The organism is Glutamicibacter sp. AOP5-A2-18 (genome assembly GCF_052446055.1).
GTDB lineage: Bacteria > Actinomycetota > Actinomycetes > Actinomycetales > Micrococcaceae > Glutamicibacter.
Map to the genome: position 1 here is coordinate 596776 of NZ_JBQSVW010000001.1, position 20003 is coordinate 616778.

Annotated in this window: 18 protein-coding genes, 1 tRNA gene and 1 riboswitch; of the genes, 9 read left to right on the forward strand and 10 right to left on the reverse strand. The window is 54.6% G+C overall.

All coding sequences use genetic code 11. The features are described from left to right. Nucleotides 1–81: 81 nt before the first annotated feature. The 4 genes from ACT3RW_RS02920 to ACT3RW_RS02935 all read left to right on the forward strand — a co-directional run bounded on the left by ACT3RW_RS02920 (nucleotide 82) and on the right by ACT3RW_RS02935 (nucleotide 3275). On the forward strand, nucleotides 82–789 hold the full coding sequence (locus ACT3RW_RS02920; protein WP_444612755.1) for a hypothetical protein: 708 nt from the start codon (nucleotides 82–84) through the stop codon (nucleotides 787–789). 181 nt (nucleotides 790–970) lie between these two features. Then, nucleotides 971–1459, forward strand: coding sequence for an HNH endonuclease (locus ACT3RW_RS02925; protein ID WP_444612756.1), 489 nt, complete (start codon nucleotides 971–973; stop codon nucleotides 1457–1459). Nucleotides 1460–1881: 422 nt separating this feature from the next. Continuing rightward, on the forward strand, nucleotides 1882–2310 hold the full coding sequence (locus tag ACT3RW_RS02930) for a hypothetical protein (protein ID WP_444612757.1): 429 nt from the start codon (nucleotides 1882–1884) through the stop codon (nucleotides 2308–2310). A 401-nt stretch (nucleotides 2311–2711) separates the two neighbouring features. Beyond that, entirely contained in the window at nucleotides 2712–3275 is a 564-nt protein-coding gene (locus ACT3RW_RS02935) for a recombinase family protein (RefSeq protein ID WP_444612758.1), read from the forward strand. Between the two features lie 145 nt (nucleotides 3276–3420). Here the strand turns inward: ACT3RW_RS02935 and ACT3RW_RS02940 are convergent, their stop codons facing one another. The 4 genes from ACT3RW_RS02940 to ACT3RW_RS02955 form a co-directional block, all read right to left on the reverse strand. Beyond that, nucleotides 3421–3645 (reverse strand): hypothetical protein, encoded by a 225-nt coding sequence (locus tag ACT3RW_RS02940; protein ID WP_444612759.1) that lies wholly within the window; start codon nucleotides 3643–3645, stop codon nucleotides 3421–3423. 64 nt (nucleotides 3646–3709) lie between these two features. Then, complete coding sequence (locus ACT3RW_RS02945; RefSeq protein WP_444612760.1) at nucleotides 3710–3847, reverse strand: hypothetical protein; 138 nt, start codon at nucleotides 3845–3847, stop codon at nucleotides 3710–3712. Between the two features lie 212 nt (nucleotides 3848–4059). Next, nucleotides 4060–4133 (reverse strand) — tRNA-Arg (locus ACT3RW_RS02950). A gap of 65 nt (nucleotides 4134–4198) precedes the next feature. After that, nucleotides 4199–4861: a hypothetical protein gene (locus ACT3RW_RS02955; protein ID WP_131090322.1), complete on the reverse strand. Its 663-nt coding sequence runs from the start codon at nucleotides 4859–4861 to the stop codon at nucleotides 4199–4201. An 84-nt stretch (nucleotides 4862–4945) separates the two neighbouring features. On the opposite strand from ACT3RW_RS02955, the gene pcrA reads away from it, so the two are divergent. The 3 genes from pcrA (at nucleotide 4946) to sucD (ending at nucleotide 9654) form a co-directional block, all read left to right on the forward strand. Further along, nucleotides 4946–7321, forward strand: coding sequence for a DNA helicase PcrA (gene pcrA, locus ACT3RW_RS02960; RefSeq protein WP_131090321.1), 2376 nt, complete (start codon nucleotides 4946–4948; stop codon nucleotides 7319–7321). Between the two features lie 241 nt (nucleotides 7322–7562). Next, nucleotides 7563–8735, forward strand: a complete 1173-nt coding sequence (sucC, locus tag ACT3RW_RS02965; RefSeq protein ID WP_131090320.1) for an ADP-forming succinate--CoA ligase subunit beta — start codon at nucleotides 7563–7565, stop codon at nucleotides 8733–8735. Between the two features lie 16 nt (nucleotides 8736–8751). Further along, a complete protein-coding gene (gene sucD / locus ACT3RW_RS02970; protein ID WP_131090319.1) occupies nucleotides 8752–9654 on the forward strand; it encodes a succinate--CoA ligase subunit alpha in 903 nt (300 codons plus the stop codon). A 192-nt stretch (nucleotides 9655–9846) separates the two neighbouring features. Here sucD and ACT3RW_RS02975 read toward each other — a convergent pair whose 3' ends face one another. The 3 genes from ACT3RW_RS02975 to ACT3RW_RS02985 all read right to left on the reverse strand — a co-directional run bounded on the left by ACT3RW_RS02975 (nucleotide 9847) and on the right by ACT3RW_RS02985 (nucleotide 15738). Continuing rightward, nucleotides 9847–11397 (reverse strand): MFS transporter, encoded by a 1551-nt coding sequence (locus tag ACT3RW_RS02975; protein WP_131090318.1) that lies wholly within the window; start codon nucleotides 11395–11397, stop codon nucleotides 9847–9849. Nucleotides 11398–11937: 540 nt separating this feature from the next. Continuing rightward, nucleotides 11938–12228: a hypothetical protein gene (locus tag ACT3RW_RS02980; RefSeq protein WP_444612761.1), complete on the reverse strand. Its 291-nt coding sequence runs from the start codon at nucleotides 12226–12228 to the stop codon at nucleotides 11938–11940. A 162-nt stretch (nucleotides 12229–12390) separates the two neighbouring features. Then, the gene (locus ACT3RW_RS02985) at nucleotides 12391–15738 is read right to left on the reverse strand and encodes a DEAD/DEAH box helicase (RefSeq protein ID WP_444612762.1); all 3348 of its coding nucleotides are present in this window, start codon (nucleotides 15736–15738) and stop codon (nucleotides 12391–12393) included. Between the two features lie 86 nt (nucleotides 15739–15824). Between ACT3RW_RS02985 and ACT3RW_RS02990 the strand changes: the two genes are divergently transcribed. Then, the gene (locus ACT3RW_RS02990) at nucleotides 15825–17003 is read left to right on the forward strand and encodes an LOG family protein (protein ID WP_444612763.1); all 1179 of its coding nucleotides are present in this window, start codon (nucleotides 15825–15827) and stop codon (nucleotides 17001–17003) included. 19 nt (nucleotides 17004–17022) lie between these two features. On the opposite strand, the gene ACT3RW_RS02995 is transcribed toward ACT3RW_RS02990, so the two are convergent. The 3 genes from ACT3RW_RS02995 to ACT3RW_RS03005 all read right to left on the reverse strand — a co-directional run bounded on the left by ACT3RW_RS02995 (nucleotide 17023) and on the right by ACT3RW_RS03005 (nucleotide 19210). Further along, a complete protein-coding gene (locus ACT3RW_RS02995) occupies nucleotides 17023–18126 on the reverse strand; it encodes a VIT1/CCC1 transporter family protein (protein WP_131090314.1) in 1104 nt (367 codons plus the stop codon). Between the two features lie 31 nt (nucleotides 18127–18157). Further along, nucleotides 18158–18424 (reverse strand): hypothetical protein, encoded by a 267-nt coding sequence (locus ACT3RW_RS03000; protein WP_262198378.1) that lies wholly within the window; start codon nucleotides 18422–18424, stop codon nucleotides 18158–18160. Nucleotides 18425–18437: 13 nt separating this feature from the next. Continuing rightward, a riboswitch (SAM riboswitch) is annotated at nucleotides 18438–18551 on the reverse strand. Nucleotides 18552–18595: 44 nt separating this feature from the next. After that, nucleotides 18596–19210 carry a DinB family protein gene (locus ACT3RW_RS03005; RefSeq protein ID WP_444612764.1) on the reverse strand — a complete coding sequence of 205 codons (615 nt, stop codon included), beginning with the start codon at nucleotides 19208–19210 and terminating at the stop codon, nucleotides 18596–18598. 173 nt (nucleotides 19211–19383) lie between these two features. Here ACT3RW_RS03005 and ACT3RW_RS03010 point away from each other — a divergent pair, with 173 nt between their 5' ends. Then, nucleotides 19384–19947 carry a helix-turn-helix domain-containing protein gene (locus ACT3RW_RS03010; RefSeq protein ID WP_131090311.1) on the forward strand — a complete coding sequence of 188 codons (564 nt, stop codon included), beginning with the start codon at nucleotides 19384–19386 and terminating at the stop codon, nucleotides 19945–19947. Nucleotides 19948–20003: the final 56 nt, after the last annotated feature.

Below are 20003 nucleotides of genomic sequence, written 5' to 3' on the forward strand. Positions count from 1 at the left end.
CTGTCGGGAATGTAGGAGCGTCAACAAAAACCGTCGGGCACACACCGACGTATCCAACTAGTTCCATAGGAGGAACACCCAATGAACGAAACCATCAACACCCTTCAAGCTGACCTTAATCAAGCCGAAGAATCCTTGGCATCCATCACCGAAGCCATTGATGCCAAGACCAAAGAGCTAGCCACCGAACAAGCTGAAGTTCAACGTCTCGATTCCCTTATTCTGCTCAAGGGCGACAAGCAAGCCATGGTCGATCTGGTTGCAGTTCGCGCCACCATCAACGGCATCAACGAGCACATCCAAGAACTCACTCGTGCACAGTCCGCTGCCAGCGCTCGCCGGGATGAAGCAGAAGCCGAACTCCTACAAGCGCGGATCGAGCATGGAGAAGTGGAAGGGCATCTCACTCCTGAAGAGTTGGCGAAGACGGCCACTGAGCTTCAGGTGAAGCTCGATAAGATCACTCACGCCGCCTTCAAGAAGCTCGAAGCGCACAACAATGCCTGCACGGTACTCACGAATCTCTCCAAGCGTGCCAAGAAACTACGCGGTGAAGAAGTGCGCTGGGATCACGAAGTCGGTGGACGCGTATCCCTCAGCACGATCAGTGACAACACCATCGCCAACAGTCTTGGACGATACGAGGCACCACGACTAGCCAAAGCACACGAAGCAAAGCTCAAGGCCATTCGAGAAGCAGCAGACATTCAACGAGAAGCAGCAGACATTCAACGAGAAGCTGTCGAAATGAGCGGGTTCATGCTCGAACGAAGTGTTCGCGCCTCCTAGAAGTTCCGTAGCAACACCCGTTCACCCAACGGCCATTGAGGGGATACCAAGAATCCTTCAATGGCCGTTGGGTTCATCAACAAACTTACTTAGGAGACACCACAGCATGAGCCAATGCACTGCCGAACTAAACGGCATCCACTGCCAACGCGAAGGGAACAAAGGACGCTCACTCTGCTCCATGCACGCCTACCAAAAGAGCAAGCACGGGACATTCAAGAACATCCACCCAACACCAGGGCGAGAGCACAGAGGACTTCCAGCGTCTAAGCGCTTCGCACTCAAACTCAAAGCCGGAGGACACGACAAGACATGTTGGGAATGGGTAGCAGGAATATCAGACGACGGATACCCAAACTTCCACGACCAAGGAAAAACCTTCAGAGCGCATAGATGGATATGGATGCACCTTGTTAGCGAAGACCTACCCACACACGTAGAGCTAGACCATATCTGCATGAACATTACTTGCGTTCGCCCATCACACCTACAAGCCCTTGACCGATCAAGGCACGTTCAAGTGTCACGGCAGCAGAAAGCCTCACTCAAAGCCAATGAGGATTCAATACTAGTAGGAGGGAACCGGAAGCCCATGAGCATCAAAGAACTCTCATACGGGGTAGAGCACGGACTACCTTCCATCCTTGACGGTGTGAGGGTAGCTCGCTAAGGCTCGCCATCAAGGGCGCGGACGGTGTCTCTCACTAATTATGCTGGGGCGCACCCATCAAGGATTGGGTATAGGGAAAACCCTACAGTTCTAGTGCGGAACAGGGGAGAGCACCCCACAAAAACAGGAATATTTTTACGAGTCAGGAAGAGGTCGAAATAGCTGGTAAGAACGACGGATCATGCAAGATCAAAGACTGCTCCAAGAGGGCACACGCAAAGGGATTATGCTCGACGCACTACGATCAGCAGCGTAGGAAGAACCTCTCTCAAAGATGCGACTATCCGACCTGCCGAAGCACGTTAGCTGAACGTCAAGGGCGCCGATCATTGAACACGAAGTACCGGCGTCTGTGTCGCGTACACGAGTACCATCATCTGATCGAACACAAAGACCCATCGAAAGATGCTGAAGTTGAGCAGATGAATCGTGAGAGCTTAGCAAGGTTCATAACGGTTGACGAAGAGAAGTTCGGTTCTTGCTGGGTCTACGACAACGGCCAGCAAACCAACTCAGGCTATCCGTACATGTTCACCTACCTAGGAGGCCAGTCCAAATGGTTAGCCCATCGTGTTGCGTGGGGGCTACTCATGGGAGGCCACGGTCAACGCCAGCAGTTAGACCACTTGTGCGGTTGCATCGTCGGACCTGGATGCGTCAGCCCGGTACATCTTGAACCTGTCAGTGTGCCAGAGAACAACCGGCGTAAGTTCGCAAGGCAGAAAGTAGTTGAAGGGTTACAGCCTCACCGGGTCAAAGAGTGTGGGCGCCCGTTCAATCGTGAAGCCTTGGGCAGCCCTAAGGTTCAACAGTTCGCCAAGGCTTACGGGCTACCTTTACCGGCCATTTAGGTATTGAGAACCATTCTCAGGACGTCATCAACCCGTACGCAAAGTCGGAGGTATAGCACTGCCGGGGAAGCGCATACGCCTAAAGGGGTCTCCCCCCCACCGTGTCACGTTGGCATCCTGGAGCTTGGGCGCACGCGTGCACGTGTAAGGCTGTGCAAGCCATCGTCAAGGCCGTGGCTCGTTGGCAGCATCCTTAGGTTTGGGCGTCGGCTAGAACGCGTCAAGTGGTGTCCAAACAAACGAAGGAATCTTAAGACTCGTTTGTCATTGAGTCTGACTATCTAAGAACCCCGGAATATCAAGGGGCTTGTATTCTCAGTTGTCGTCTCATATACTTATCTCAGATACACACACTTAGACATGAGTTATTGAGACTCACTACATTGAAGGATCGCGACACCATGGCACTTATCGGATACGCACGAGTCTCCACCGCAGACCAGAATCTTGATGGACAGTTGGACGCACTCGTAGAAGCTGGCGTAAAGACACGGAACATCTACCAAGAGAAGAAGTCAGGGAAGAGTGCCAAGGATCGCCCGGAACTCAATAAGATGCTGGAAGAGCTGGAACCGGGCGACGTTGTAGTTGTGGCCAAGCTCGACCGCTTAGGGCGTTCAATGATTGATTTGGTGAGCACTGTCAAGAAGATTGAAGAGAAGGGCGCACAGTTCCGTGCACTGGACAAGTCCAACATGGATACGACCACACCCGACGGAAAGCTAATCTTTGGCATCTTCGCTACGTTGGCAGAGTATGAGCGCGAGCTAATCGTGGCACGAACTAACGTAGGCCTTGAAGCAGCACGACGTCGTGGTAAGACCGGTGGACGCCCTAAGGTTGATTCAGATAATCCAAAGGTAAAGAAAGCAAAAGAGATGGACGCCAAGAAGGTGGACATTGAAGATATTGCAAAGACCCTCGAAGTCTCACGTGCAACCGTCTACCGCTACTTGAGCATGTAGCCCATGGATGTAGCCTATGGACGTAGCCTACGGATGTAGCAACACCCCTTAAGCCACCAACGCCAGGTACACGCCCCTCTAAGGGGATGTACCGGGCGTTGTCGCATCTAAACGTTATCGTTCGTTAGGGCGGCACACAAGGCTTCTAAGTCAACGTATGACGCGCACCGTCCACTGTGAGCGTGTCGCCTTCAAGCATCACCACACTGTCACCGCCAACGAACCTGAGCGTGTACTCATGCGCCCAACTCTTCGATACGCTTATCAGCTTGCCAGCCAGCTCGTTCACGTTCTCACCTTCCAGGTGTGCAACTACGACGCGTCCAACATGTGAAGCCAGCTCTTCGATACCAAACATCTTGATGCTCATATTCAAATCCCCTTGAGTGGTGTCCTGCGCTCGCCGGAAGGCTTACGTCTTGGATCCACCTTCGCTAGGTTGCTGCCACCAAAGCAAGCCGTTCAAGAGCCAATGAGGTTTGGGGGATAGACATGACTAGCGCCAAGATAGACACCCGATTGACGGCATCCTCAAAGTCACTATGAACCGCTAGGAAAAATGGCGTGGCCATGGGTAGTCATTAATTACGCGACTGTTACGCGCATGGGCTTAGAGTCCTGCCTCGATCGTTACAACCCCACATAAAACACACGCACGTCTCATAATGAGCAGTAAAGCGCGGTACAGCACACTAATAAATACATGTCAACGAACAAACTATTTGAGCAAAGCAAAAGCCCTACATCCCTTATGATTACTGGGATGTAGGGCTTTTCGTCTAGGTGCCCCTGGGCAGAATTGAACTGCCGGCCTACCCTTTAGGAGAGGGTCGCTCTATCCAACTGAGCTACAGAGGCTTGGGCATGAAAACACCAATAACACTATCTTACTAGGATGCTGAGGGTAAATCTCACCCTTGTTCCTACTCAGTACCCTCTCGGATAGCCAAGATCTTACGCTTTAGTGCACGGTTGGCCCTCACCGCTCCGATGCCCAGTACGAGAGCTGCCGTGATGAAGAGTAGAGCCCACCTAACGGTGGTCAAGATGGAAGCTAGAGCCACTAAGCCAGGGCTGAGTTCACCGGTAAACAGGGCATCAATGGCGAAGTTTTCCCAGATATCTATCAGTGCAAAGCCCAATGGGGCAATCCACGCTAACCAACGGGTTTGGCGATTGGGAATCCAACGAATGAACAACAACATCGAGAAGATGGCCGTGAACATCGGGAACAAGAATCCTGCGGTCTTGTGCAGGTAGTTCAACTGTCCGATGGCGTCAGCATTCATCACAGAACGCAGAGCTTCAATATCTGCGACGGTATAGCCAAAGACTCGCTGATCTGGCATGGACAGCGAATCGCTCAAGTCTTTCATCTGCACCATGGTCAGCAGGTGGTAATAGACAAAAAGGGCCAAACAGACAACTAGACCAACGGATATCAGGAGCATCGGATTCGACTGGTTGTCCTGCGAACCGTTCCTTGCCACTCGTGCTGCAGCAGGGTTTGTAGCTCTCTGTTGATCATGAGCATTGAACTGACTCGGTTTGCGATACTCTTTAGTTTTCTTGACGTTCTTTGCCATACAGTCCATTATGCCCGTGCTCTAGCTTGCACTTTTCAACGGCCACCGAAAAGTGTCCTAATCGCCACGTAGACTGGCTACATCATGGATTTTCTTTTTGATGATTTCGCTACGGACACTGCACAACCGGACATGCCTACCGCAGAAGAGCTGTTGGTCGGCATGAATCCCCAGCAGGAGGAAGCCGTACGCTATGCCGGTGGCCCCTTGCTTATTGTGGCTGGTGCAGGTTCAGGTAAGACGCGCGTGCTTACGCACAGAATCGCGTACTTGCTGGCTACCGGCCGCGCGCGCCCTCATGAGATCTTGGCGATTACCTTCACCAACAAAGCAGCCGCCGAAATGCGTGAACGCGCAGCGGAATTGATTGGTCAAGACAAAGCGAAAAAGATGTGGATTTCCACGTTCCACTCCTCGTGCGTGCGTATCTTGCGTCGAGAAGCCGCGGCCATTGGGTTGAAGTCCAACTTCTCAATCTACGATTCAACCGATTCCTTACGGCTGATCACATTAGTGGCCAAGTCATTGGAAATCGATCCGAAGCGTTTCACTCCCAAGGCGATCGCTCATAAAATTTCATCGCTGAAAAATGAGCTCATCGACGATGAGGACTACGCCGCGACCATCAACACCAACGATCCGTTCTCGCGAGCTGTTTCCGAGGTTTACCGTGGATACACCCGCCGTATGCGTTCGGCTAATGCCTTGGACTTTGATGACTTGATTGGTCAAGTTGTCTACATGTTCCGAGCGTTCCCGCGACTAGCTGACAGCTACCGCCGCCGCTTCCGTCATGTACTGATTGATGAGTACCAGGACACCAACCACGCGCAGTACTCACTAATCCGTGAACTCACCGGAATCGAGGGGGAGACCACCCCCGGCGAGTTGACTGTTGTTGGTGACTCCGACCAGTCAATTTATGCTTTCCGTGGTGCTGATATTCGAAACATCATCGAATTTGAGAAGGACTATCCGAGCGCCGCAACGATCAAGTTGGAACAGAACTATCGTTCCACCCAGACGATCCTTTCTGCGGCCAACGAAGTTATCAAGCGCAACCCGGACCGCAACGACAAGCGACTGTGGACCGCCAGCGGCGACGGTGAACTGATCACCGGGTACGTCGGTGAATCTGAATCCGACGAGGCTCGCTGGATTGCCGAAGAAATCTTGCGACTTAACGATGAAAACGACGTGCGTCCCGGAGACGTAGCGATCTTCTATCGCACCAACGCGCAGTCTCGTGCCCTAGAAGAGCAACTGATGCGCTTGGACTTGAAGTACCGCGTAGTCGGCGGAACTCGGTTCTACGACCGCAAGGAAATCAAGGATGCGTTGGCCTACCTGCGTGCCTTGGTGAATCCTGATGATGACATCAACGTCCGTCGTATCCTCAACGAACCAAAGCGAGGCATCGGCGATCGTGCCGAAGGCGCAGTGGCCGCCTTGGCTGATCGAGAACGCATCTCCTTTATGGAAGCGCTGCGCCGTTCCGATGAAGCACCTGGTTTGGGCACCCGCGGAATCAAGATGACCGCAGCCTTTGTTTCCTTGATGGATGATTTGCAAACTGTGGCTGAAGGATCAGGACCAGCCGAAGCGCTTGAAGCAGTACTGGAACAAACCGGCTATCTCGAAATCTTGCGTCTATCTACAGATCCGCAAGATGAATCACGGGTGGAGAACCTGGCTGAACTAGTCGCTGTGGTTCGTGACTTCGTTAACGATGATCCTGAAGGTGGTTTGGCCGGATTCTTAGAACGTGTGGCATTAGTCGCCGACGCCGACCAGATTCCGGAAGCGCCCAGTGATGACGAAGGTGCTGCGATGGCTGCGCAGGAAGGCATGGTCACCTTGATGACCCTGCACACTGCCAAGGGCTTGGAATTCCCAGTAGTCTTCCTGACCGGTATGGAACACGGCGTCTTCCCGCATCAGCGTTCAATGACCGACGAGAAGGAACTGGCAGAGGAGCGTCGTTTGGCCTACGTGGGGCTCACTCGTGCTCGTGAGCGCCTGTATCTTTCGCGTGCTGAACAGCGAAGCCTTTGGGGGCAAGCTCAGTACAACCCAGCGAGCCAGTTCTTGGAAGAAATTCCAGAACAGCTCATCGACTGGAAACGCGAGGGTTCCGGTGGCATGGGCTTCGGCTTTGGTAATTCTGCGGTGAATTTCGCCACGAGCAGATATGACCGTGGAACCCATTGGGGTGCTGGCACTTCGTCATCTGCGCCGGCTCGCGGCATGAATGCTGCTCCAGTCTCCAAGCAACGTGTTGTGCAAAATAAGGACATCACCATTCCCAAGGTCGGGCAATCGGTCAAGCATTCCGCGTTTGGCTTGGGAACTGTTCTCGCTTTGGAAGGTGCTGGCGATAAGACGGTGGCAAAGGTGCAATTCCCAGATTCTGAAAAGAGACTGTTATTGCGTTATGCACCTCTTGAAATAGTCGAATAGCCAACCGAGTAATTTAGTTACCTTCGTCACATTAATTTGGTTCTCGGCGGAATTCCCTAGTTTCTCTACGTGTTGTAAAAGTGGGAACTTTGAGAAAGTCGGGATAGTCTGAGAGGTGCGCACGGGCTACGGCGCCTTATGACGTCCGTTTGTTGCGGTGCGCTCTCTTAGGTATGGCATGGATTTCGGTCCGTGGCCATGCCGCGAGTCAGCATGAACTTCGAACGAAGGACACAAACCCGTGGACCTGTATGAGTACCAGGCGCGCGATCTATTTGAGGCACACGGTGTTCCCGTGCTTGCCGGTATCGTCGCTTACACCCCGGAAGAAGCCAAGGCCGCAGCTGAGAAGATCGGCGGCGTAGTTGTAGTAAAGGCACAGGTCAAGGTCGGTGGCCGCGGTAAGGCTGGCGGCGTTAAGGTCGCTAAGACTGCCGATGAAGCTTTCGAGCACGCATCGGCCATTCTCGGTATGGACATCAAGGGCCACACCGTGAACAAGGTCATGATCGCTCAGGGCGCCGACATCGCTGAGGAGTTCTACTTCTCGGTACTGCTGGACCGCTCGAACCGTAACTACCTGGCCATGTGCTCGGTAGAAGGTGGCATGGAGATCGAGGTGCTCGCAGTTGAGCGCCCAGATGCTTTGGCCAAGGTTGCCGTTGACCCAATCGTTGGCATTGACGCCGCGAAGGCTGCCGAGATCGTGGCAGAAGCAAACTTCCCTGAAGAGTTGCGTGCCAAGGTTGCAGAAACCATCCAGAAGCTCTGGGTTGTTTTCAAGGAAGAAGACGCAACCCTCGTTGAGGTTAACCCACTGGTGAAGACCGGCGCCGGCGACATCGTCGCACTTGACGGCAAGGTCTCCCTGGATGACAACGCCTCTGAGGTTCGTCACCCAGCTCACGAAGAGCTGGAAGACAAGGGTGCAGCGGATCCGCTGGAAGCCAAGGCTAAGGCTTCGGGCCTGAACTACGTCAAGCTGGACGGCGAAGTAGGCATCATCGGTAACGGTGCTGGCCTGGTTATGTCGACCCTGGACGTTGTTGCCTACGCTGGCGAGAACCACGGTTCGGTCAAGCCTGCAAACTTCCTTGATATCGGTGGTGGAGCTTCGGCTGAGGTTATGGCTAACGGCCTTGACGTCATCCTGAACGACCCACAGGTCAAGTCGGTCTTCGTCAACGTCTTCGGTGGCATCACCGCATGTGACGCTGTAGCAAACGGCATCGTTGGCGCGCTGAACACCCTGGGTGATGCAGCGAACAAGCCACTGGTTGTCCGCCTGGACGGCAACAACGTTGAAGAGGGTCGTGCCATCTTGGCCAAGGCTAACCACCCGTTGGTCACCCTGGCAGCAACCATGGATGAGGGCGCCGATAAGGCTGCCGAGCTCGCCAACGCAGCGAAGTAAGAGGGATAAGCGAACAATGAGCATTTACCTGAACAAGGACTCCAAGGTCATCGTCCAGGGCATCACCGGCGGCGAAGGCACCAAGCACACCGCCCTGATGCTCAAGGCTGGCACCAACATTGTTGGCGGCGTGAACGCCCGCAAGGCTGGTACCACCGTGACCCATGGTGACCAGGACATCAAGGTTTACGGCACCGTGGCTGAGGCCAAGGCCGAGACCGGCGCTGACGTATCAATCGTCTTCGTGCCACCTAAGTTCACCAAGGACGCAGTCGTTGAAGCTATCGAGGCCGAGGTTGGCCTTGTTGTAGTTATCACCGAAGGTGTTCCAGTACAGGACTCCGCTGAGTTCTGGGCTCTGGCACAGTCGAAGGTTGACGCCGACGGCAACCAGATCACCCGCATCATCGGCCCTAACTGCCCAGGCATCATCACCCCAGGTGAAGCACTGGTTGGTATCACCCCGAACAACATCACTGGCAAGGGCCCAATCGGCTTGGTTTCCAAGTCGGGTACCTTGACCTACCAGATGATGTACGAACTGCGCGATCTGGGCTTCTCGACCGCAATCGGCATCGGCGGCGACCCAGTCATCGGTACCACCCACATTGATGCTCTGGCTGCTTTTGAAGCTGACCCAGAGACCAAGGCCATCGTTATGATCGGTGAGATCGGTGGCGACGCTGAAGAGCGCGCAGCTGATTACATCAAGGCCAACGTCACCAAGCCAGTTGTTGGCTACGTGGCTGGCTTCACCGCTCCTGAGGGCAAGACCATGGGCCACGCGGGCGCCATCGTTTCCGGCTCGGCTGGCACCGCCCAGGCCAAGAAGGAAGCACTGGAAGCTGCTGGCGTAAAGGTTGGCAAGACTCCTTCGGAGACCGCTGTATTGCTGCGCGAAGTTTTCGCAGCTCTCTAAGCTAACGTTTCCAAGACTAATGCCCCGGATCCTCACGGATCCGGGGCATTAGTTTTTTGAGGCCAAGATCGGCCAAATCCAAGAGATGCGTTGAAGCAAAGAGGAGAAGGCTGCGAATGATTTCGCAGCCTTCTCCTCTTTGCTATTCAGTTATTGATCTGGCTACTGCTCGCAGCTGCAGCCAGGGGCAAGCTATGGCTGTGGAGTCATGTCCTTACCGGACGGATTACCATCGGCGATTTCCTGCTGGTAGCTTTCCTCCAAAGCAGGAACCTGCTCGAAGAGTTCCTCAACGTCAAGGTCAGGGTTTTCTTCCTGAGTCTTGACCAGCTCGATAGCTTCCTCTTCGGTCGCAACCGAAGGAAGCGAGCCAGGCAGTGGCTTACGTGCTGATTCCTTCAGGAAGCAGACGGCGATAAAGCCAGCTACCGACGTACCCATCACCCAGAACGCTGGTGCCAGCGATGACTGGGTCATGGTGACCAGTGCCTGCATGATAAATGGTGCGAAGCCACCGAAGATCGCTACCGCAAAGTTGTAGGAGATACCCATGCCACCGTAACGCGAGGCAGTAGGGAACAATGCTGGCAAAGACGAAGCCAGGTTGGCGACGTAGAAGGTCACTGGGAAGGCCAACAGGGCCAAGCCCACCAAGGTTGACCAGACAGCGCCGTGCATCATGAACAAGAACGCAGGAATAGCCAGAAGAATTGCGGACACCGAACCGATGAACAGCACCTTACGACGACCAATGGTGTCTGAGAGCTTGCCACCCAGCGGGATGCACAAAGACATACCAACAAGGATCGGTAGGGTCAGCAGGTTACCATGGACCGGGTCATAGTGCAGGGTCTCGGTCAGGTAGGTCGGCATGTAGCTGGTCAGCGCGTAACCAGCAGTGTTAGCGGCGGACACGAGGACGAACCCAGTGAGCAGTTCACGCCAGTAGCTCTTGACCAGGTCAATAACACCCTTAGGCGCATCCGCCGAGTTCTTAGCGTCCTCGCTCGCGCGGTTGGCAGCCTCCTGGGCTTCTTGGAACGCTGGAGTATCTTCAATTTTTGAACGGAACCACAAAGCGATCACACCCAGTGGCAGCGCCACCAGGAATGGTATACGCCAAGCGAAACCTTCCATGACATCTTCAGTCAGGGTCAGCTGGAGGATCGAAACAAAGGCAGCACCAATGGCGAAGCCCATGTAGGAACCGAGGTCCAGCAATGAGGCGTAGAAGCCACGGCGCTTATCTGGTGCGTACTCGGTAATGAACGTAGTAGCACCTGCATACTCGCCACCGGTGGAGAAGCCCTGGATGAGCTTCAAAACAACCAGCAGGATTGGTGCTGCTACACCCCATACCGTGTAATCCGGGAGGATACCGATGCCGAAGGTGGCTAGTGCCATCATCAGTAGGGTGAAGACAAGAATCTTCTGGCGACCAACGCGGTCACCCATCTGCCCCAGAATTACACCGCCCAGCGGGCGGGCCACGAATGTCACGGCGAAGACGCCGAGGCTGAACAAAGTCTGAATTGCTGGGTCGACGGTGTCCGGCATGAACAACTTGCCGATGATCACGGCCAGGTAGCCGTAGACACCAACGTCGTACCATTCCATGAGGTTACCGACGACGGTACCGCCGATGGCCTTCTTAAGCATTGAGTCGTCAACAACGTTGACATCTTCTACTTTTAGACGACGTTTTCTAAAAAACCGTTGCTTGCGTGGATTAGCGGCTTCCATAGCTTCACTCCTCGTATCTTTCTTGATCTTGTCGTTCAGCCGGCGTCTGGGACACTTCGTCAGTGAGTAAAAAATTACTCCGTGCAGTCACAAACAGACACCGGGCGACTCATCGAAATCGATAGATTTCTACTCGAAAAACCGACTAATCCGGGGCTTCGAGTGATGAAACGCTTTAGCGGATAGTTATCTACACTACCAAGTAACCTAATATTTCCCCGAATCGGAGCGTGTCCCACGTCTCATCGACTGAGCCTAATGCGGGACTTGGCACAGCTGACAGACAGGCGAAAACCGTTGAAGGTAATAGGCATGTAAGCGAATTGGGCCGGGACGCACACTGCGGTCTCTTTGCGCCGAAAGTGTGGTGAAGGCCTCTAGATGACACGCCGCGAAAAATCGGCGAAGATTGCTTGATTTGGCTTGTGGCAGCACCTTTTGAGGGCGACCCGGACAGTCCGGGACAGCGGTGTGTTTCTGTGGATACAAGAATGCCCCAAGTGCACCGATTGGGTGTCTTGGGGCAGACAGTGACGATTCTTAGCCTCGTAGGCCAACAGTCGCTTGAGCGTCAGCATCGATTCGTAGGAACGAGGAACCGACAACCGCGAACGCTCCAGGAATCAATAGCATCCTGTGCTTAGGGTTGTAAAAAATCTCTTCGAGCGGAGAAGCTAAAACCTGATGGACTTTTTCCAACAGGCGATCGTTTTCCAAGAACAAACGTTCCTGTCCTGCCTCGATAACCACACGATCTTTTTCAGTACTGACTGATGCGCGCATCCAGTCATCATCGGGGGTACTGATCGTCTCCGATTTAATCAGGGACACGGTTATTACCGCCTTCATCGTTCGTTTCGCCTGAACGAGGAGCCGCTCAGGCCAGTAACCGCTGGGTGCACTATGTGTGGAATAACGCACATCAACCGTCATAACGAATATATCGTGTCTGGCTAGCAGTCGGCCCCTATTCCCAGAGATTTAATCAACCTGTTACTCGAGCAGCCCTCTAATGTCCTGAGCGGTCAGTGCTTTAGAGAACCCATCGGCTTCATCCATCACTGTTGAGATGAGCTTGCGCTTGCTTTCCTGCAGAGCGACAACCTTCTCTTCGATGGTGCCTTGGGAAATCATCCGGTAGACCATCACTTGGCGGGTTTGGCCAATACGGTGAGTACGGTCAATCGCCTGAGCTTCAACCGCAGGATTCCACCATGGGTCAAGCAAGAAGCAGTAGTCAGCCTCGGTGAGGTTCAAACCGAAACCACCGGCCTTGAGCGAAATCAAGAACAGTGGCGCTTCGCCTTCCTTGAACTGATCAATGACCTTGGAGCGATTGCGCGTATTTCCATCGAGATACACAAAGTTCACGCCACGCTCAGTGAGCTTCTCGGCCAACACCTTCAGGTAGGAAGTGAACTGGCTGAAGACCAAGGCGCGGTGTCCTTCGCCGAGTACATCGTCAAGCTGATCAAAGAGTGCCTCCAGCTTGGATCCGGGGACATCGGCAAGCTCGGGATCAACCAGCGATGGTTCAAGTGCCAACATACGAAGATGGGTCAACGACTGGAAAATGGTGAACCGGTTGCGATCCAGATCCTCAACCAGGTGCAGAATCTTCTGACGCTCACGGTTTAAGTGGGTGTCGTAAACGTGCTGGTGCTCGTCGGAGAGACGAACCAACAGCTGCTGCTCCTGTTTAGGAGGCAGATCCAGGACCACAGATTCCTTGGTGCGGCGCAACATGAACGGCTTGATACGACGCTGTAGCAGCACCAAGGTGTCCTTATCGCCCAGGACCTCGATTGGACGGGCAAACTGACGGTTAAACCGACTGGTGTTCAAGAACAGCGCCGGAGCTACCAAAGACAACAACGCGCCAAGCTCGGAGAGGTTGTTTTCCATCGGGGTACCGGTGACAGCTAACTTAAAATTAGTCTGGAGGTTGACCGCGGTGCGGTGAGCCTTGGTGGAGCGGTTTTTTACGAACTGGGCCTCATCAAGAATCAACCCGGCGAAGCGCTGGCCCTCGTAGATCTCATCGTTGAGGCGCAGCAACGTGTAGGTCGTGAGAATGACGTCGTAGTTTTGAGCCAAGTCGCGCAGCTGATGCGGTGAGCTCATAGTTCCTTCGATGCTCACCACACGCAAGCTCGGAGCGAACCTGTTGATTTCGGTTTCCCAGTTAGAGACCACCGAGCTCGGAGCAACAACCAAGAACGGTGCACGCTCGCGCTGCGCTGCCGGCAACTGGGCGCACGCTTGCTCATCGTCCCACAAACCGTGCGCGTGCAAGATCAGGGCGATGGTCTGAAGGGTTTTACCCAAACCCATGTCATCGGCCAGGATCCCGCCGAAACCGCCTTCATACAGGCGACTGAGCCAGCGGAAGCCTTCAACCTGATAAGGGCGCAGCTGCGCATTAAGCGACTGAGGGACCTCAGCTTGATCTCCCTCGGCAACCCTGAGCAGGGATCGCATGCGCGCAATGAACATGTCTGCGCCATCGATACCTTCGGCGAGCTCATCAAGTTCTTCAAAGATGGAGATCTGGAAGACAGTAAGCTTCAGGTCGCCTTCTTTTGGCTTGTCGTTCAGGGCCTGCGCCTCATCGACTAATGCCTTGAGCTTAGCGAAGAGCGGTTGGTCCAAGGAGAACCACGTGTTATCGGGCAGCTTGATCTTCATCTGGCCGTTGCTCATCGCTTCGACGATCTGCGAGAAAGGAACTGCGTGGTCACCAACGGTGATCAGCAGGCCTAAATCCAGCCAGTCGGTGCGCTCATGATTTACCGCATTGATTTTCAGCTGGGGGAGTTCACGCAGCTGACGGAAGACTGGGCGTGTTCCCTTCTCAAGCAGCTTGAGCATTGGAAGTTGTTCGATGGCAGGCAGAATTTCGGAGACAAAGGTAATGACCGATTCACCCGAGTAGAACTTGGGTGCAAGATCAGGATTGCCGTTTCCTGTATACTCCTGGAAGACTTCATCCACGGCTGCTCGAAGTTCTTCTTCGGCTTCAAAATCATAAACTTCGTGATGATCCGGTACACCCGGGTAGCGGACCTGGAAATCCAGGGTCGCCGAATCATTTGGCTCACCCTTCTCATTCAGATCGCGTTTGTAGGTGACGGTGGCCTGAACAAAAGGTGGCTTCAACGCAGGAAGTTGCAACTCTTCACTGGCGCTGCGTAGGTCAAAACGACGTGCCAAACGAGGGTAGGCCGATTCGAAGAAGTCATTAATCTCTGCGACTGGAACAGCAACCTGCCGGCGGTCTGCGTACCAGCGGCGGTGAGCCTCGGCGATGGGTTCAGTGCTTGGGGCCAGCCAAATTTCATCTGGCTGCCCAAGCTGAGCGTAAAAACCGTGATCAGCAATGACGCCGCTAGGGGAGTCGGCATCCAGAAGTAGATCCTGACCGTCGATGTGCAGGACACCACCGAGCTGCAACTGTTTTTCGTCCAGTGAGGCTCGCATGCTAAATGCGGCAGGGTCGACGATGCGAATGCGCTGTTCGTTGCGTGTTGAGATCAAAGGGATGCCAAGTTCTTGTGCTTGGTCAAGCAAAGGCCACAACAGGTCGGAGGCGTATTCGTCCATGAATAGCCAATCTTCATCAACCTTAAACTGCAGCTGGGTGTCGCTGCGGGCCATGGAAGCAAAACGAGTGAACCAGTGATGCTGTGAGCGCAAGAGATTCCAGCCGTAGGTTTTGAAACCTAGGGTGGTCCAGCGCAACTGGCCGCGAACCCAGCGGCCTTCGGTATTGCGCACCATGGGGCGTACCCCCAAACGGAAACGCTTGTTGCGCGTGGGATGCGGAATGGTTCCAGTAGGCATCCACTGCTGTTGCTGGGTGGTGTTCTTCGAGTCAAAGAGCATGAACTGAAGACCCATGGCCACTACTGGATCATGTTGAGAACCGAGCAATCCGTCAGCTGGACCGGGCTCTGACTCTTCAAACCAAGACCCGATTTGCTGAGACCAAGCAGCCGAGCTTTTTTCTTCGGCAACAGGAACCAGGCGTGGCATGGAAGCAATCTTGTTCGACACAATCGCTAGCGCTGCGATGTGTGCACAGATGCCTGGCTTGTCACAGGAGCATTCGCACAGTTCGATCTTCCATTCATCATCGACCTGCTGCACTTGGATCATCGGCGAGAACTCTTCATCGGCGGCTCGTACGGTGCCCTCGATCTGTCCAGTCGTCTCGTCGAATTCCACGTCAACCACGGAATTTTCTTCAGCGGCTAAGTTCTTTCCGTAAAAGAAAGGAACATCGCCCAAGAAGGCCAACAAGTGGCGGGCGTCTATGGTTGGTGGAACAGAGTTACTCATCCTCTCATCGTTTCACGTTCCGGCCCGTGGTGAAAGTTGAAGCGCCCCTGTGTGAATAATCCCTATGTATGACGTAGCGTTGTCGCATGTCCCATATCTGGCCTTTTCTTCCGGCGCGCGCGGTGAACATCACTTCACTGATCGAATTTGACCGATTAGCTGCTGAAGCTTTGGCTAATCCCCATGCCCGAGGATACGGGTGGCGGGTGCATCGACTAGATCTGCGTGAGCGCGATTCCATACTGCGTTCGCTGGACCTGTCCGAGGCGATATTTATTGATTGCCAGTATTCACCCGCGGGACGTGAACTGGTTCAGGCCACCGGCGGACTGTGCATGTCTTCAGGCACGCAACTACCTTTTCAGACCAGTGAGCGGGACCTATATACGGCCGCCGAAATATACGCAGGCATTGATGACAAGCCCTATGAGCAAGTTCCGGACGCACTGATCTACGCCTACTCTCAGCAACACAGCACACCTGAAGTCACCGATAACGACAGTGCCATGGCGACCACCTTGCATGATTACCAGATCTCTCAAGCTCTGGTATCCGAAGTTTACGATGGGGCCTTTAAAGACTCACCGCTGATTGGTGTGATGGGTGGGCACGCGATGACCCGCGGATCTGAGCACTACGCGCAGACCGTGGAACTGGGCCAACTGATTACTCGGGCAGGATGTGCCGTTGCTACCGGCGGGGGACCGGGGGCGATGGAAGCGGCCAACCTCGGTGCTTGGTTGGCTGATTATGATCCACAAGATGTCGACGCTGCGTTGCAGATGCTCGCCACGGCTCCAGATGCGATTCACCAGCGCACACAGTGGGCTCGCACTGCGCTCGCCGTTCGTGATCGATTCCCGAGCACCCACCAGTCATTAGGTGTGCCGACGTGGTTCTATGGCCATGAGCCACCGAATTTGTTTGCAACAAAGATCGCAAAATTTTTCACCAACTCTATTCGCGAAGCGATTTTGTTGGAGCAGGCTAACGGGGGACTAATTGTTCTGCCGGGTGCTGCAGGTACGGTGCAGGAAATCTTCCAAGACGCCTGCGAAAACTACTACGCCACCGGCGCGCGCGTGGTGCCCATGGTCTTGCTAGGACGCGAGTACTGGACTGAAACTATGCCAGCTTGGCCTTTGCTCAAGGCGTTGGCCGCAGGCCGGGTCATGGAAGAGAAAATTGCGCTGGTAGATACTGCCGAAGAAGCGATGGAATTTATTGGTTCTATGAGCACGCTACGCCGGCGTACCCGCTGGTGAGACAAATAATTCCTTGGCTCTAGCCCAGCTGTACGTCGAAGATGAGTCCCAAGCAGTAGGTCACTGCCGCAGCTCCCCAGCCGATGGCTAGTTGGCGCAGCCCACGCTTCATCGGGGACGCTCCGGAGAGGAGACCTACGATAGCGCCGGTGAGCATCAAAGCAATTCCGACTAGGGCCACCGAGAGGATCACGGCAGGCAGGCCGCTCATGCCGAAGATATACGGCAGGATCGGGATGACCGCACCGGAAGCGAAGAGCAGGAACGAGGTGCCGGCGGCGCCGGTGGCCGAGCCGAGCTCCTCATGTTCATTTTCCAGCTCTTCGGACCGTTCTTCCGGGTTCAGCGAGAAGGCTGGGTTGCAATCACAGGTGAAGAGGCCCATGCGTTCGGCAGCGCGATGCTCAGCATCTTCATCGTTCATTCCGCGAGCCTTGTAAATCAGTACCAACTCGTTGGCATCCAGATTCAGATCGGGGGCCGCGGTGAGCGTGACCTGGGTAGGCCGGGATGCGGTGAGTAACTCTCGTTGAGAACGCACGGAAACAAATTCGCCAGCGGCCATCGATAATGCTCCGGCCAGCAGCCCGGCAATGCCGGAGAACAAGACAAAAGTGGAAGAAACGCCGGTGGCGCCAATACCCATGATGAGCGCCAAGTTGGAGACTAGACCGTCATTGGCGCCAAATACGGCGGCGCGGAAGTTGCCCGAAAGCTGAGCGCGACCGGCGGTGGCCAAAGCACGCACTACCTCTTCGTGGACCTCTTCGTCGGCGGCCATTTGCGCGGTCGCGTCCTGATCATCGCGGTAGGGGGAGCTGCTCTCAGAGCGCTGTGCCATAGCCAAAACGAACACCGAACCGAAGCTAAGCGCCAAAAAACGCAAGATGGTGCGCCTCAAGGAGGGGCGGACCGTCTTGGCGTGGACACCTAGTTTTTGTCGCCAGTGTTCCTCATGGCGTGCTTCGGCCGCGGCCAGACCTAGAAGGATTTGCTTCTCTTGCCCAGTTTTCTTTTGGGCTAGGGTCCGATAGATGGCACCTTCAGCGACCTCGTCGGCCAGATACTTGCGCCAACGTTGGATTTGGGCGCGGGTAGGTTCGGTTGCTGACTGGTTCGGCATCACGAATACAGCTCTCTTGGCAGATAACGGATCAGCTACCCAGTTTAGACAGCGGTCTCAGACTTGGGAATTTGGCAAGACTAAAAGCGATGCTCTGCCCCTCGGGCTGACCGGAGCTAGCAATGGAAAGTACTAGCTGCGAGGTCGCCGGTTCAAAGATCGGGCGGCGCGCGGATCGGGCGATGAGCAATTCTAAGCGAGCTGGATCGCACACGTATCGAATGTGCCATTGGCCCTGGACCTTGAACTGAACTTGTCCGGTTTGGCGGTCGATGATGGGCAGGACGGAATATGCCATGGGATGCGCTCTCACTGAGTTCTTGCCCGGCCACAAAATTGTGAACGGACCGCTTCGTCATCCGAACCACCCATGAATCTGGGGTTGGTGCACGGCAAGTCGGAGCTTTACGCCGTGTCTCGTGAAGCAACACTTGCGATGCTACTCCCGTGCAAGTAAGCCAGTGAAGTCCTAGCCTGAAATATTTCCTTCATCCGCGCTGGACCCAGCGTCTAGCGTCTGGGACAGCTGGTTGATCTTCGTGTACTGCTGTTCCCACTGGGTTGTGGAATACGGGGGAAGGTTGGGAGCTTCGGGGCGAAGACCGGTGAAGCCATCAAGCTGTTCGCGCACGATATCAAGGTGCCCGGCGTGCCGGGAGGTTTCAGCGATCATATGAATCATGAGCTGTTCCAAGGTGGTGTGCCGGCGGCGAATCCACCATGGCACTTCGGCCGGTGCATCCAATGGCAGGGACGCGATGCTCTGTTCGCAGAATGCGACCGCCTGTTGATAAAAATCAATGATGTCGCCGGCGGTGAAGTGTGCCGGCGGTAAAAAGTCGGCTTGCGGATCGTCGGAGTCCGTGAGTTCTTGCACATAGGGGTTGTTGATTTCTCGGCCCAGGCACTGGCCGAAGTATCCGTATTCGGTGATGGCCAAGTGATGTACTACGCCAAGAACATGCGTGCCGGTGGGCGTCAGTGGCTTGCGGGCCAAGTGATCGCTCAGTCCCTGAGCTTTATAGATCACCGCGTTGCGGGCGTCGTTGAGGTATTCACGCAAAAGCTCTTTGCTGTTCATCATATGCCGAGTGTAATCAGCCGGCTGCTCAGCGAACAGCAGTTGTTGTGGTGTGCGACATATTTGACGCACCCCAGCTAGGGTCTGTTTACTATTGGTAAACCTGCCTGCTGACTTAGGCAAATGGCAGGAAGACGCCTAGTGCGTCGGAACAACAGAGGCGATGGAGCAAAAATATGAAGACCCTGCCCGTGGAATCAACCGGTGCTGCAATCAATATTGGTTCACGGCTACGCGGGGTGCGCCAAAGGCAGCGGATGACCATCGACCAGGTTGCTGAACTGTCCGGATTGACCAAGGGCTTTCTCTCGCGTGTTGAGCGAGATCTGACCAGCCCTTCGGTTTCAACGCTGCTGAAACTATGCGAAGTGCTGGGCATTGAAGTGGGAACGCTATTTGAAGTGCCTGAAACGATGTTGGTGCGATTGGCCGAAGCGCCACGGGTGTCCCTAGGCGGAGAAGGAATCACTGAGCAATTGGTGACACCGCGTAGCGAAAGGCGGGTTCAGATGATTCGCGCTGAAATCGCGCCCAAGGGTGTTGGTGAAGCCGAACTGTATTCGGTGGACTGTGAACTGGAAGTTTTGCATGTGATCTCGGGGAGGTTCACTTTAGTGTTGCCGGATCAACGCGTTGAACTCCAAGCCGGAGACACTATGACCTTCCCAGGGCGCGAGCCGCATAGCTGGGAAAATGAAGCCGATGAAGTGGCCTTGGTGACGTGGACCTTGATCCTCTAACCGGGGAGCCTTACTCGTGCCGATGCGTTCAAGCGCGTATTCTAAAAAGGTGTGTT

Bases quoted from the DNA above. Each gene is read 5' to 3' on its own strand.
- sucD (WP_131090319.1), top strand. From the start codon at position 8,752: ATGAGCATTTACCTGAACAAGGACTCCAAGGTCATCGTCCAGGGCATC.
- ACT3RW_RS02985 (WP_444612762.1), bottom strand. From the start codon at position 15,738: ATGAGTAACTCTGTTCCACCAACCATAGACGCCCGCCACTTGTTGGCC.
- ACT3RW_RS02990 (WP_444612763.1), top strand. From the start codon at position 15,825: ATGTCCCATATCTGGCCTTTTCTTCCGGCGCGCGCGGTGAACATCACT.
- ACT3RW_RS03010 (WP_131090311.1), top strand. From the start codon at position 19,384: ATGAAGACCCTGCCCGTGGAATCAACCGGTGCTGCAATCAATATTGGT.
- ACT3RW_RS02975 (WP_131090318.1), bottom strand. From the start codon at position 11,397: ATGGAAGCCGCTAATCCACGCAAGCAACGGTTTTTTAGAAAACGTCGT.
- ACT3RW_RS02930 (WP_444612757.1), top strand. From the start codon at position 1,882: ATGAATCGTGAGAGCTTAGCAAGGTTCATAACGGTTGACGAAGAGAAG.
- ACT3RW_RS02920 (WP_444612755.1), top strand. From the start codon at position 82: ATGAACGAAACCATCAACACCCTTCAAGCTGACCTTAATCAAGCCGAA.
- ACT3RW_RS03000 (WP_262198378.1), bottom strand. From the start codon at position 18,424: ATGGCATATTCCGTCCTGCCCATCATCGACCGCCAAACCGGACAAGTT.
- ACT3RW_RS02940 (WP_444612759.1), bottom strand. From the start codon at position 3,645: ATGAGCATCAAGATGTTTGGTATCGAAGAGCTGGCTTCACATGTTGGA.
- ACT3RW_RS02955 (WP_131090322.1), bottom strand. From the start codon at position 4,861: ATGGCAAAGAACGTCAAGAAAACTAAAGAGTATCGCAAACCGAGTCAG.
- ACT3RW_RS02925 (WP_444612756.1), top strand. From the start codon at position 971: ATGCACGCCTACCAAAAGAGCAAGCACGGGACATTCAAGAACATCCAC.
- ACT3RW_RS03005 (WP_444612764.1), bottom strand. From the start codon at position 19,210: ATGATGAACAGCAAAGAGCTTTTGCGTGAATACCTCAACGACGCCCGC.
- pcrA (WP_131090321.1), top strand. From the start codon at position 4,946: ATGGATTTTCTTTTTGATGATTTCGCTACGGACACTGCACAACCGGAC.
- ACT3RW_RS02995 (WP_131090314.1), bottom strand. From the start codon at position 18,126: ATGCCGAACCAGTCAGCAACCGAACCTACCCGCGCCCAAATCCAACGT.
- ACT3RW_RS02945 (WP_444612760.1), bottom strand. From the start codon at position 3,847: ATGGCCACGCCATTTTTCCTAGCGGTTCATAGTGACTTTGAGGATGCC.
- ACT3RW_RS02935 (WP_444612758.1), top strand. From the start codon at position 2,712: ATGGCACTTATCGGATACGCACGAGTCTCCACCGCAGACCAGAATCTT.